The organism is Microlunatus panaciterrae (genome assembly GCF_016907535.1).
GTDB lineage: Bacteria > Actinomycetota > Actinomycetes > Propionibacteriales > Propionibacteriaceae > Microlunatus > Microlunatus panaciterrae.
On the sequence record NZ_JAFBCF010000001.1, the window covers coordinates 3,226,710 to 3,240,067 of the forward strand.

The window sequence follows — 13,358 nt, forward strand, 5'->3', positions numbered from 1 at the left end:
TCACGATGCAGGTTGCAGCAGATCATCGACTGGCACTCCGGCTGGCCCGCCCGCCGGAGGTGAGGGGCATCGGCATCGGCGTCCATGGCACGCGTCATCGGCACGAGCGGTGGGTCCTGCCCGAGCTGCACTCGCTGCATCTGTACGGCTATGACGGTGTGGTGACATTGGACGGGGTGCTCCACCGGATCCGTCCCGGTCACGCCAGTCTGGTGCCGCCCGGAGCGGTGATGGAGTTTCAGTTCCGGGGCCCGTCCGAGCATCTTTTCGCTCACCTGCTCATGCCGCGGAGCGGCCCGACCCGCGACGTCCCCGTGATGCAGGACCTGGGGGTCGACGGTCCCGTCCTGCAGGAGCGGCTGCGGTCGGCCAGGCACCTGCTCGAACCGGATCATCTCGCCGCGGAGGTGTGGTCGGTGCTGTGGAGTCTGGCCACCCTCGAGCAGCGCCGCGGGAGCCAGGCCGACGGCGAGCATCCGGCGCTCCGGGCGGCGGTGCGCCATGTCGAGGGCCATCTGGCGGATCGCCTGACGGTGCCGGAGATCGCTGCCGCCACCGGCTATTCGGCCAGTCACCTCAACCGGCTGTTCGGCTCAGCGATGGGCTGCAGCGTCACCGCCTACGTGCGCCGGCGCCGGATGGCCCGGGCCCGGCATCTGCTGCAGGACACGACCCAGTCGATCTCCTCGGTCGCGGCGTCCGTCGGCATCGCCGACCTGCAGGCGTTCAACAAGGCGTGCCGGCGCGAGTTCGGGGCGCCTCCGCGCGCACTCCGCTCCGGCTCGTGACAGGAACCGACCACTCGTCGTCGGCCGGGGGCGGACTCGGCGTGGGCCGCGGCCACCCGTCTGCCGACGACTGGTCGTTTCCTTGCAGGGCGAGACTCAGCCGGCCGCTCTCACGTCTGCGGCCGGGAACGGTGGCCGCTGGTCGAGCCTGACCGACATCCGGCCAGCCGCCCGCCAGGCGCGGGCGACCAGGTCACGGTCCTGCTCGGTGATCAGGTTGCCCATCACCCGTAGCGCCACGGTCATCAGCAGCTGCGAGCGCATGCCGACCGGCCCGAACACCGGCAGCAGGTGCGGCACGGTGATCAGGCCGGCGAGCCGCCGTGCGATCGAGAACGACTCGCCATAGTGCCGGCGCAGCAGGGCCGGCCAGGCGAGCTGAAGGTCATCCTCGGCCCGCATCAGGTCGACGACCACCCGACCCGTCTCCAGCCCGTAGTCGATGCCCTCACCGTTCAAGGGATTGACGCAGGCGGCCGCGTCACCAACCAGAGCCCAGTTCGGCCCGGCCACACCGGAGACGGCACCACCCATCGGCAGCAGGGCGGAGGTCGGCAGCCGCAGTTCGTCGCCGAGCTCCCATTCGTCGCGTCGCTGACGGGCGTAGAACTCCATCAGCGGACGCAGCTGCACCTTTGCCGGCCGTTTCGCGGTGGCCAACGTCCCGACCCCGAGGTTCACCTCCCCGTCGGACAGCGGGAAGATCCAGCCGTAGCCGGACAGGATCTCGCCCCGCTCGCCGCGCAGTTCCAGGTGGGAGGAGATCCACGGATCGTCGCTGCGACCGGACTTCACATAGCAGCGGCCGGCCACTCCGTAGGCGGTGTCGCGGTGCCACTCCCGGCCCAGCACCCGGCCGAGTGGGGAACGCACACCGTCGGCGACGATCAGCCGGTTGCAGTGCACCCGGTGCGTCGCCCCGTCGGCCAGGGTGAACAGGACCTCGGTGACCCGGCCTGCCTCACGGACGGCGTCCACCGCACGCGCGCCGTCGAGGGCGGCGGCACCGGAGTCGAGCGCCACCTGACGGATCCGTGCATCGAGCTCCGTGCGGGGCACCGCGGAGCCGTGGTCTGGTAGCGATCCACCGGGCCAGGGCAGGTGCAGCACCTGGCCGAAGCCGTGTGCGCGAAGTCCCCGGTTGGTGCCCTGCCGGCGGATCCAGTCGCCCATACCGAGGCGGTCGAGCTCGGCGATCGCCCGTGGCGTAAGTCCGTCACCGCAGGTCTTGTCTCGGGGGAAGGTCGCGGCGTCGGCGAGGACCACCTCCAACCCGGCCCGAGCGGCCCAGGCGGCCGCGGACGACCCGGCCGGACCGGCTCCGACGACAAGAACGTCGGTATCGGTCGGCAGTTCGGTCACCCCTGGATTCTCGCATTGGCGACCTGCAGTTCCGAAATCGCTGCGCACCTGTGCCCTGGCCATGGACGCGGTGCGCCGAGCCCGCTTGGAAGCCCCCGATGTATCACTTTCCCGATCGACGGACTCTTTCTTGTCGGGGTCCCGATCGGCGGGACTGCGGAGGAAGGAACGACATGTCTGCTCAGTCAGAACATGAGGCGAGGGCGGCCATCCGCCCGGTCAAGGAGCGGGTCGAGGACGAGCTCATCGCCCGGGAGGGCGTGGTGGGTGTCGACATCGGCGAGAAGATCTCCGAGGGGAAGCCGACCGGCGAGCTCAGCATCGTGGTCTATGTGGAGAAGAAGAAGCCGGACTCCAAGCTGACGAAGGCGCAGGCGATCCCGAAGGAGATCAACGGGGTCAAGACCGACGTCCAGGAGCTCGTGATCGAGCTGCAGCAGGCCGTACGGTTCCAGGAGGCGGTGAGCCAGGTCGACACCAGTGCCTACCCGACCCTCGTCGGCGGCATCGGCATCGGACCCGCCCGGACGGTGTTCCTGTCGCCCCCGGACGTACCGTCGGCCGGCAACTACGTCTTCGTCGGCACCCTCGGCGCCATCGTCGAGGATCGCAGCAGCGGCGCCCGGATGGCGCTGACCAACTTCCACGTGGCCTGCGTCAACAACACCTGGACGGTCGGGGACCGGATGGTGCAGCCGTCCCGAGTCGACGGTGGCTCTCCGACGGGTTTCTTCGGCAGCCTCACCCGTGCACAGCTGACCGAGAACACCGACGGTGCAGTGATCACGATCGACGCCGGACGCCCGTCGGAGCCCTCCGTCACCGGTATCGGCACCGTGGTCGGCCAGGGGGTCGCCAGCGTCGGCATGGCCGTACAGAAGCGGGGACGGACCACCGAACACACCTTCGGCACGGTGCAGTCGACCGACTTCACGGTCTCCATCGACTACGGCACCGGAGTCGGCACCCGGACGCTGCGGCACCAGATCCGGATCGACACCGACACCACCAAGTCGCCCCGCTTCTCCGACCACGGTGACTCCGGCTCGTCGGTGATGGACATGAACCGCAACGTGGTCGGGCTGCTGTTCGCGGGTTCCAACGACGGCTCGATGACGTTCGCCAACCCGATCGCGGCAGCCCTGGACGAGCTGGATGTCAACCTCGTCATCGACCGTCCGACCCTGGTCACCAGGCCGGTGATCTGCGACTTCGTGGTCACCAAGCCGGCCATCTGCGAGAGCTTCAGCAGGACAGTGATCTGCAACATCGTCACCAGGCCTGCGGTGTGCAACATCGTCACCAAACCCGCGGTGTGCGACCTGGTGACCAGACCCGCGGTGTGCGGGGTCAGCCGGACCGTGATCTGCAACGATCTCGTCACCCGGTCGGCCTCGTGTCTCGTCACCCGGGTCAGCTGTCCGACCCGTGCCGTCTGCGGTCCAGGGGACTTCGAACCGGGCGGTCCGGTCGAGCGCCCCCGGATGGGTCAGTTCGGTGGCTATCTGGACCAGTACGGGACCAGCGGGGAGGAGCTCGAAGACACCTTCGTCGCCGGCTACCTTGCCGCGCTGGAGGCGCTGGCCGCCGAGGAGAAGACCGGGGAGCGCTGAGCGATGCTGACAGCTCCGGAGCTTGTGGCACACGCCGCCCAGGCGCAGCTGGTCACGAGCCGCGACGTGCTGATCGGTGCCGTCACGATCAGCGACGAGTCCCGGAGCAATCACGTGCAGGTGATCTCCGTCCACGACCAGCCGATCGTCTACGTCAAGCAGCGCGGTGCCGCCTCGCTGCTTGACGGCGACGATGCCATCGGTCACGAACGAGCCGCCCTCACCTCCCTGGCTGATCTTGGTCTGGTTCCGCAGATGATCATGGTTGCCGACCAGCGGACCCTCTGGACCACTGCATTGGCAGGAACCGCGCTGACCCGACGCCAGGGCCCGGTCACCGACCTGGTTGCGGTGTGCGCCGCTTGGGGCGTCGCGCTGGCAACCCTGCACCAGTGGCCGACAACGGCCGTTCCCTCACTGCTCGCGCCACGGCCGTGGGCACTTCAACTGGACACGCTGCCGCCCTCCATGGCCGGTGCCGAGACGGCCGAGCTGCGCGCGGTGCTGCGGGCCAGGGACGAGCCCGAGCTGCGGCAGGCGGCGGAGACCGCAGACCGTGACTGGACGCACGACCGGTGGATCCACGGAGACCTGAGCGCCGCCAACGTTCTGGTCCGCGATCATGATCATCAGCCGCAGCTGACCTTCATCGACTTCGAGGCTGCCGGGCTGGGCGAGCCAGGCTGGGACGTGGCGACGGTGATCGACAGCCTGGAGTGGATGGCCCCGGTCTGGCAGGCGCCGAGCGAGCCCCTGGTTGAGCACTTCCTGACCGGCTACCGCACGGCCGGGGGTTCTGGACGCGCGACGTCGGCGCTGCAGGCCATGCGTGCGTTGATGACGGCCTGGCAGCTGGCCGCCCGTTCGCTGCAGGAGCCCACCCCCGGCCTGGGCGACGACGTGGCCGCCTTGCTCGACCGGGCGCGGCGCTTCGCCGCCGAGGATCGGCGGATGCACTGCCAGGCGGTGGCCTGATGCCGCACTGGGCACCGGAGCCTGCGGCAGACCTGCACCGGGCGGCCGAGCTCGGCTGGCCGGACTCGGGTGGTCAGGACGAGCTGACCCAACGTCTGTACCACCAATGGTACGCAGCCCCGGACCCGGACGTCGGACCCGTGGACGTGGATGAGCTGGGACCGCCGCTGGCCGGTGTGCTGCGCCAGGCTCATGCCGGCAGCAGCCGATGGTTGGAGGCCACGGTGCTGCGGACGGGGGCATCCGGCGTGCTGGTGGTCGGCCGGCCGGGTGAGCCGGCGCGGGCCGTGGTGCGCGGTGACTACGCCCATCCCGCCGGCTCGCAGCGGTTGGGGATGACGCCGGTCGTCGGCGAGCGGGTCAGCGTCCGGGACCGCCGCGACGCGCCGCCCACGGAGGGCTGGTGGCGTACCTGGGGGGCCGGCTGGAACTTGATCACGCCGCCCGGCGGGCTGACCCGGATCTACCTGGCCCCGAGACCGGACCGGTTGCCGGCGCTGCTGCAGCTGCTCACCCGCCTCCTCCTGTCGACCAATGACCCCTGGATGATCAAGGTCGCGGCCGATCCGGTGGCGCTGCGGCGACCCGACGCCACCGTCGTCTACCTGCCGGTACCGCTGGACCAACTGCGCGACAGCGCACTGCTCGGACAGCTGTGCAGCGAAGCCGGCGACATGCTGAGACGCCACTCACCGCCATTGACCCTGCGCGTCGCCGCAGGGATCGCCGCAGCAGAGGACCCGGGCGACGGCCGCAGCTTCGGCGAGCTGTGCTGCTCTCTCGTTGCGGCCGGCATCGCCGGGTCGCAGGCGCGCGACGACGTGCCTGCTGCGGTGGCCGGCCGGTTCCGCGCCGCCGGTCTCGACCCGGCAGAGCCGTACCTGCGACCCCGACCCGCCGTGCCGCGCCGAACCGTCCCGGAGGAGCGATGAGAGTGGAGACCCCCGGTGACGTGTTCACCGCCAGCCGAGCGGTCGCCGATCGGCGTTCAGCGCCCGACGACCCGAGCAGGTCGACAGAACCCCGGCCGGGTGGGCCTGTGCAAGAGCAGCAGTCGCCCGCTCTGGACCTGCAACGGCTGGTCGAGCGGTGCGCCGACACGCTGGCGGGGGTGGCCTTCCGGGACGGCGAACGGGCGGGCTGGCTGAGCTGGGAGCTGACCGGCGACGGCAGGCCGACGAGGATGCGCGCCGGCAACCCGACGCTGTACGACGGCGACGCCGGCACCGCCTGGGTCTGTGCCGAGCTGGGGGTCCTCCTCGGTCGCGACGACCTGGTCGAGCTGGCCCAGCGGGTGATGGCGGACACCTCAACCCGAGCGGCCCAGCTGCCTGCGGGTCTGCTGACCGGACGGGCCGGGGTCGGCCTGGCTCAGAAGCGCATTGAGGTGCTGACCGGCAGCCGGACCGCCGAGTCGCTCGGAGTCGACCTCGGTTGGGACGGCACCCCGCCGGGCTCGGCCGACCTCACTTCGGGCGTCGCAGGGCTGCTGGTCGGGGACCTGACCGCTGCACAGGCCGAGACGGCTCTCCTGCTGCTGGAGCGCAGTGCCCATGGGGGCCCGGGCGGCTACTGCTGGCCGGAGCCGGAGGCCCCGGATCCGTTGGCCGGGCGTCCACTCTGCGGGCTGGCGCACGGGAACTCCGGCGTCGTCTGGGCGCTCGCTGAGACCGCTGCGCGGTACGAGGCCCTGGCTCCCCGGGCCGGCGAGCTGATCAGGGAGGCGCTGCGCTGGGAGCGGTCCTGGTTCGATCCGGTGCGTGGACGCTGGCCCGACCTCCGCACCGTCCCGCCGTCCCACCCGGCGCTGTGGTGCCATGGGGCCGCGGGCATCGGGGCGGTCCGACTGCGGCTGCTCGCGCTGTCCGGCCAGGGACTGGAGCTCGGACTTCCGCTCGAGGAGCTGACCGCCGAGGCCGAGCTTGCTGTCCAGGCCTGCGGTCAGGTGCTGGCCGACTCCGTGCAGCTGGCCCAGGCCCAGGATCCAGCAGCGCTGGCCGGCGGCCTGACCCTGTGCCACGGCCTGGGTGGTCCGCTCGACGTCCTGCTGTCGGCACACCGGCTCTGGGAGGTCCCCGAGCACCTGGCGGCGGCCCGGTCGATGGCAGTCGCCGTGGCCGACCTACTGGGCCAGAATCCTCTCGACTGGCCTTCCGGGCTGTCGGCCACGGGCGGCAGCAGCTTGTTCCTCGGCCTGGGTGGAGCAGCACTGGTGCTGGCCCGCGCCGCCTACCCCGACCGGATCGGATCGCCGGCGCTGCTCGGCATTCGATGAGGCACCGAGCCGTTGGTCCCGACCACAGCGGGTCTTCCTGCTCTGTCGGGGATGGGGACGCCGACGCACGATGGGGCTGTCAACCACACTGACATCGGCGAAGGGACGATATGACGACGACCGGCCACACGTCCACAAGGGCCGGTCGACGGCCCGGGCATGAGGGTGGCATCTTCGCTGACTGGGTGCTGCTCGTCACGATCGGAGAGTTCCTCGGCTTCCTGGCTCCTGCCCTGGTCGGCACGCTGGCTGCTGGCACCAGCCCCTATCGGTTTCTCTTCGCCATGGTCGCTGCCGGACTGGTGGAGGGGGCGGTGCTGGGCACGGCCCAGTCCGTGGTGCTGCATCGCCGGTGGCCGGCGCTGCGGCGTCGGGACTGGATCGCGGCAACGACGAGTGCCGCCGGCTTCGCCTGGCTGATCGGCATGCTGCCGAGCACCTTCGACCAGGTCTGGCTGGACTGGCCCACGGCGCTGACCGTGGCCGTCGCGGCCGTCCTCGGCTGTCTGATGCTGTTCTCGTTCGGCTTTCTGCAGTGGCGCGTACTGCGTCATCACCTGGCCCGGGCCTGGCGCTGGATCCCTGCCGTCGCGATCGGCTGGGCGATCGGCCTCACCGTCCTCCTGGCCGTCGTGCTTCCCCTCTGGCAGCCGGGGCAGTCCGGCATCGTGGTGGCTGCCATCGGCGCGATCGGCGGCTTGGTGATGGCGGCGTCGATGGCGTTGCTCACCGGGTGGATGCTGAACTGGATGATCAGACACGAGCCTCACTAGAGCTTCACGCATGACCGACCCCGTCGATGCGCTTGGATGGGTCGATGATCGACATCGCTGTGGTCGGGCTCGGGTTCGGTGCAGACTTCGTCCCGCTCTACCAGGCGCATCCCGATGTTGGGCGGGTGGGCATCGTCGACCCGGACCCGGGCCGGCTGGCCGCCGTTGCAAAACGGTGCCAGGTCGCCGACAGCTACCGCAGCCTGGAGGACCTGCTGGACAGCAGGGGGTGGGACGCGGTGCACCTGCTCACCCCGGTGGCGCTGCACGCCGACCAGGTGATCAAGGTGCTCGAGTCGGGCCGGCACTGCGCCTGTGCGGTACCGATGGCCACCAGCCTGGCTGACATCGATCGGATCATCGCGGTCCAGGGCCGGACCGGGAGGACCTACATGATGATGGAGACGGCCGTGTGCTCGCGAGAGTTCTTCTACGCCCGGTCGCTGCTCGAGCGGGGACAGCTCGGCCAGCTCAGCTTCTTCCGTGGCGAGCACCTGCAGAACCTCGACGGCTACCCGCCGTACTGGCTGGGTTTTCCGCCGATGCACTACGTCACCCACGCCTTGTCACCGGCGCTGGCCCTTGCCGACGCCAGGGCCGAGTCGGTGCGTTGTCTCGGGTCCGGGCTGCTCACACCGCAGCGGCGAGGACTCTCAGGCAATACGTTCGGCACCGAGACGGCGCTCTTCACGCTGCGTCGTCGCTCACCGGCGTCCCCCGGCGCGGCCGAGGAGGCTCTGGCGGCCAACATCACCGTCTCCTTCTTCCAGCTCGGCCGCAGCTACCTGGAGGGGTTCTCGGTGTACGGCGACGCCGGGGCGCTGGAGTGGCCGCAGCTCGAGGGCGGCCCGATGAAGCAGTTCCGCATGTCAGGCCGGACGTCGGGGCAGCGGGGACGACCGGTCGACGTGATCGACCTGCATCCGCCGGCCGTGACCGGCACCTTGCCGGCGCCCCTGCAGCCGTTCACCGTCTCGGGTGGTCACGGTGGGTCGCACCCGCATCTGGTGCACGAGTTCGTCCGCAGCCTGGTCGAAGGCCGCCCGCCGGTCGTCGACCACCGGGCGGCCGCGCGGTTCACGGCGCCCGGCATCTGCGCCCACTCGTCGGCCATGTCCGCCGGTGCCGAGGTCGCGATACCCGACTACGGCTGATCCGCCGGCACGGACAGCAGGTCTGTCAGTGCCCGTTCGTAGACTCGAGAGGCAGTCGCAGCCAGCGACGAGCCCGATCACCAGAAAGTCCACCCATGGCGCCGACGCTCGACCTCGAGACCATCGAAGACCTGGTCGACGTCGGCGCGTTCGAACGCGGCCGGGAATATGAGCGGCAGGGCAGGGTGCAGTCCTATCGATGGGCTCGGGCGGACACCGTGCTCGAGGGTCACGTCAGCGGGAGCGGCGGCCAGGCGTACCGGGTGAATGTGATGTTCTCCGACGCCGACGGGCAAACAGTGCCCACGGTCGGAGTCTGCTCCTGCCCGGTGCACGTCAACTGCAAGCACGTCGTCGCCGTACTGCTGGCGCTCCGACGCGACCTGGAGGGCGGTGGCGGTGGGGACGGCAGGCCTCTGTGGGAGCAGCTGCTCTCAGGACTCGTACCGCGCGACCACAGGCCGGCGCCGGCCCCGCTGGCCCTTCAGCTGGAGCTGCAACCGACCGCGGACCGATCCAGACTGGCGCTGCACGGCCGGCCACTGGCGATGGGGTCGAAGGGAAGGTGGATCCGCGGCCGGGTGAGCTGGAGCAGTGTCACCTACGCGCACAGCTACCAGGAGTGGAACCCCGACCATCACCGCATCCTCAGTGCGATCAACGCGCTGCACGCCACCACCCGCCACCAGTACGGCGCCGACCCGTGGCTCCGGCTGGACCTGCTTCCGATGCGGACCCTCTGGTCACTGCTGAGGGAGGCCGTCGAGGTCGGGCTGACGCTGCTGCACACTGACGACCGAACTCCGGTCCGGCTGAGCGACACCACCGCCTCGCTGGTGCTCGACCTGCACCGCGGCGACGACGAGCTGACCGTGCAGCCAATGACCCGGCTGGGCGAGGAGCCACTCGACGCAGGGGCCTTCGGCTTCCTGGGCGAGCCGGGACAGGCGATCGCCTACTGGTCGCCGACGCTGGTGGCGGTCGACAACCGGCTGCAGGACCGACGGTTCTCGCTGGCCCTACTGGACCGCCCGCTGCCGCGGGAGCTGCGTGGACTGACCGAGCACAAGGGCGGTATCAGCATCCCGGCCGCCGACGCCGGCCGCTTCCTGGACGACTTCTTCCCGGTCCTGCGGTCCAGGATGGAGACGGTCTCGACGGATCGGTCGTTCGAACCCCCCAGCTTGCCGAGGCCGATGCTGGTCCTCGCGGCGAAGGTGCTGCCGGAGCACCGGCTCGAGGTCGAGTGGTGCTGGCTCTACCGGCGCAGCGAGGATCCGCCCGGCGTCGGAACGCGACGGGGCCTCCATCCGGTCGTGGTTCAGGGCATCGGGTTGCTGCATCCGATCGGGACGCACGCTCCGGGCGGGGGCCCAGGAGCCGGCCGTGATGCCGGGGCCGAGACGGCCCTGCTGGAGCGCCTGGACCTCGGAAGGTTCCCCTTCCTGTTCGAGCAGTCGCCGTCCGGGCCCCGGCTGGCCGAGCGCGTACTGGTGGAGGGGAGCGACACGGTCGAGCTCGTCGGACGGCTGCTGCCCGAGCTGACCGGCCACCCCGACGTGCTGGTCGACATCGAGGGCCAGCAGGTCAGCTATCGACAGGCCACCTCCGCGCCGACGATCGAGCTGGCCACCACCGACATCGCCGGCGACCGGGACTGGTTCGGGCTGGCCGTGACGATCCGGATCGAGGGCGAGGAGGTCCCGTTCCATGAGGTCTTTCGGGCACTGGCCACCGGCGAGGACACCATGATCCTGCCCAGTGGCACCTACTTCTCGCTCGACCATCCCGAGCTGCGCCAGCTGCTGGCGTTGATCGAGGAGGCCAACGCCCTCTCCGACGCCGCCGAAGGGGAGGTGCGGATCAGCAGGTTCCAGTCGGCGCTGTGGGACGAGCTCGCGACCCTGGCCGTCGTCACTGCGCAGGCCCAGGCGTGGCAGCAGTCGGTCGCCGGTCTGCGGGAGGGCGCGGAGCTGACCGAGGTACCGCAACCGGTGGGCCTCCAGGCGACGCTGCGGGACTACCAGCGCGAGGGTTTCTGGTGGCTGGCCTTCCTCTACCAGCATCGGCTGGGTGGCGTGCTGGCCGACGACATGGGCCTGGGCAAGACGCTGCAGACGCTGGCCCTGATCTGCCACGTCCGGGAGCAGGCCGGTGCATCGGCACGGGACCGACCGCCGTTCCTGGTGGTCGCGCCCACCAGCGTGGTGCCCAACTGGGCCCACGAGTGCCGACGGTTCGCCCCGGGGCTGCGGGTGGCGGTGATCAGCGAGACCACCGGTCGCGGCCGCTACACGTTGGCCGACGTCGCCGCCGACGCCGACATCGTGGTCACCTCCTATGCGCTGTTCCGGATCGACTTCGAGGCCTACGACGCCCTCGGCTGGGACGGCCTGGTGCTGGACGAGGCGCAGTTCGTGAAGAACCACCAGTCACGGGCCTACGCCTGCGTACGGCGACTGTCGACCCCGTTCAAGCTGGCGATCACCGGCACTCCGTTGGAGAACAACCTGATGGAGCTGTGGTCGCTCTTCTCGATCACCGCTCCCGGTCTGTTCGGCACCCCGGCACAGTTCGGGGACGTCTATCGCCGACCGATCGAGAAGGACGGTGACGTCGAGCTGCTGGCCCGGCTGCGGCGCCGGATCCGGCCGCTGATGCTGCGCCGGACCAAGGAGCAGGTGGCCTCAGAGCTGCCGCCCAAGCAGGAGCAGGTGGTGGAGCTCGAACTGTTGCCTAGGCATCGTCGGGTCTACCAGACCCATCTGCAGCGGGAGCGCAAGAAGGTGCTCGGTCTGTTGGATGACCTTGACGAGAACAGGTTCGAGATCTTCCGGTCCCTGACCGCGCTGCGCCAGCTCAGCCTGGACGCGAGCCTCTACGACGAGAAGTACGCCGACGTCCCGTCGACCAAGCTCGAGGCGTTGCGCGAGCTGCTGGAGGACATTGTGGCGGAGGGACACCGGGTGTTGATCTTCAGCCAGTTCACCCGGTTCCTGTCCCGGGTACGTGACCTGCTCGACAGCGTCGGGATCGGCTACGCCTATCTGGACGGCAAGACCGGCAACCGTGCCGCCGTGATCGACAGCTTCAGGACCGGAGCCGTTCCGGCCTTCCTGATCAGCCTCAAGGCCGGCGGTTTCGGCCTCAACCTCGTCGAGGCCGACTACTGCATCCTGCTCGACCCCTGGTGGAACCCGGCAGCGGAGGCGCAGGCCATCGACCGTGCGCACCGGATCGGTCAGACCAGGAAGGTGCATGTCTACCGCCTGGTGGCCATCGACACCATCGAGGAGAAGGTGATGGCGCTGAAGGAGAGCAAGATCAAGCTCTTCGACAGCGTGATGGGTGAGGCGTCGGCCACCTGCTCCCGTCTGACGGCCAAGGACATCCGCGAGCTGTTGAGCTGAGGCTCGACCGGTCCGCGGTCGGTTAGCGGCTACGGTGGGACCCGATCTTCCCTGCTGGACTTCGCGTACGCAGCGCGGCGGCCCGGCAGGAGCCGAGCACCAGCCGAAGGACGTCATGACCGCACCAAGATCATCCCCATCACCCGCCGCCCCGGACGGCCGCGACGCCCGTCGCGACGTCGCGGACGTCGGCGAGCTGGCGTTCTCGGCACATCTGCAGCGGGTCGCGACGGCTGCGGCGCACGGGGTGCGCGACTATCTCCGCGACGCCTTCGCCGATGTGCAGGATGTCTCGCTGAAGAAGAACTTCCAGGACCTCGTCACCCGACACGACCGGGAGGCCGAGGAGATGCTCAGCTCGGCCCTGCTGGCGGCGATCCCGGACTCAGGCGTCCTGGGGGAGGAGGGTGGTCGCACCGGCGACGGGGCGGTCGAGTGGATCGTCGACCCGATTGACGGTACGTCGAACTTCGCCATGGGCGTGCCACACTTTGCGGTGTCGATCGGCGCCGCCCTGGACGGCAGGATGCTCGCCGGGGTGATCTTCGAGCCGTTGCGGGACGTCACCTATGCCGCCAGCCTCGCCGGGGCCAGCAGGAACGGGGTGCCGATGCGGAGCCGAGGTGCGGTGCGTGACCGGGAGGCGCTGCTGCTGACCTCCTTCCCGGGGCCGGACCTGCTACGCGACGACGAGGCCGCCGGGCAGTCGCTGGCCACCTACCGTCAGCTGGTCCGAAGCTTCGCGAGCATGCGCCGGCTCGGCTGCACGACGCTGTCGCTGTGCCTGGTGGCGGAGGGCGCTGCAGCTGCCGCCTACGGCTTCGGGATCAATCCCTGGGACGTCGCGGCCGGCTACCTCATCGTCGAACAGGCCGGGGGCAGCTATCTGCCACTGGGGGCTGAGTCGGCGGCGAAAGCGCCGTGGCTGGCACCCGGCTATCTGGCGACGGTCGCCGACTACGACCTTGCGTCGTCGGCGCTCTCGGCCCTGCTCTGAGTCTCGTCGCC

General features: G+C 70.1%; 10 protein-coding genes. 9 read left to right on the plus strand and 1 reads right to left on the minus strand.

Going from position 1 to position 13,358, the window contains the following annotated elements:
* The first annotated feature begins 5 nt into the window (after positions 1 to 5).
* Entirely contained in the window at positions 6 to 788 is a 783-nt protein-coding gene (locus JOE57_RS14730) for a helix-turn-helix transcriptional regulator (protein ID WP_204919136.1), read from the plus strand.
* A gap of 96 nt (positions 789 to 884) precedes the next feature.
* Here JOE57_RS14730 and JOE57_RS14735 read toward each other — a convergent pair whose 3' ends face one another.
* Positions 885 to 2,150, minus strand: coding sequence for a geranylgeranyl reductase family protein (locus tag JOE57_RS14735; RefSeq protein WP_338041327.1), 1,266 nt, complete (start codon positions 2,148 to 2,150; stop codon positions 885 to 887).
* A gap of 173 nt (positions 2,151 to 2,323) precedes the next feature.
* Between JOE57_RS14735 and JOE57_RS14740 the strand changes: the two genes are divergently transcribed.
* The 8 genes from JOE57_RS14740 (at position 2,324) to JOE57_RS14775 (ending at position 13,347) form a co-directional block, all read left to right on the plus strand.
* Positions 2,324 to 3,763 (plus strand): chymotrypsin family serine protease, encoded by a 1,440-nt coding sequence (locus JOE57_RS14740; RefSeq protein WP_204919142.1) that lies wholly within the window; start codon positions 2,324 to 2,326, stop codon positions 3,761 to 3,763.
* 3 nt (positions 3,764 to 3,766) lie between these two features.
* Entirely contained in the window at positions 3,767 to 4,738 is a 972-nt protein-coding gene (locus tag JOE57_RS14745) for a phosphotransferase (protein ID WP_204919145.1), read from the plus strand.
* The gene (locus JOE57_RS14750) at positions 4,738 to 5,670 is read left to right on the plus strand and encodes a T3SS effector HopA1 family protein (RefSeq protein ID WP_204919147.1); all 933 of its coding nucleotides are present in this window, start codon (positions 4,738 to 4,740) and stop codon (positions 5,668 to 5,670) included. The genes JOE57_RS14745 and JOE57_RS14750 overlap by 1 nt, the downstream gene beginning before the upstream one ends.
* Before the next feature lie 107 nt (positions 5,671 to 5,777).
* Positions 5,778 to 7,013 carry a lanthionine synthetase LanC family protein gene (locus tag JOE57_RS14755; protein WP_204919150.1) on the plus strand — a complete coding sequence of 412 codons (1,236 nt, stop codon included), beginning with the start codon at positions 5,778 to 5,780 and terminating at the stop codon, positions 7,011 to 7,013.
* Positions 7,014 to 7,123: 110 nt separating this feature from the next.
* Positions 7,124 to 7,786, plus strand: a complete 663-nt coding sequence (locus JOE57_RS14760) for a hypothetical protein (protein ID WP_204919151.1) — start codon at positions 7,124 to 7,126, stop codon at positions 7,784 to 7,786.
* Between the two features lie 44 nt (positions 7,787 to 7,830).
* Positions 7,831 to 8,940, plus strand: coding sequence for a Gfo/Idh/MocA family protein (locus JOE57_RS14765; RefSeq protein WP_204919153.1), 1,110 nt, complete (start codon positions 7,831 to 7,833; stop codon positions 8,938 to 8,940).
* Positions 8,941 to 9,035: 95 nt separating this feature from the next.
* Positions 9,036 to 12,350, plus strand: coding sequence for a DEAD/DEAH box helicase (locus tag JOE57_RS14770; RefSeq protein ID WP_204919155.1), 3,315 nt, complete (start codon positions 9,036 to 9,038; stop codon positions 12,348 to 12,350).
* 115 nt (positions 12,351 to 12,465) lie between these two features.
* Positions 12,466 to 13,347: an inositol monophosphatase family protein gene (locus JOE57_RS14775; protein ID WP_204919157.1), complete on the plus strand. Its 882-nt coding sequence runs from the start codon at positions 12,466 to 12,468 to the stop codon at positions 13,345 to 13,347.
* The last annotated feature ends 11 nt before the right edge of the window (positions 13,348 to 13,358 follow it).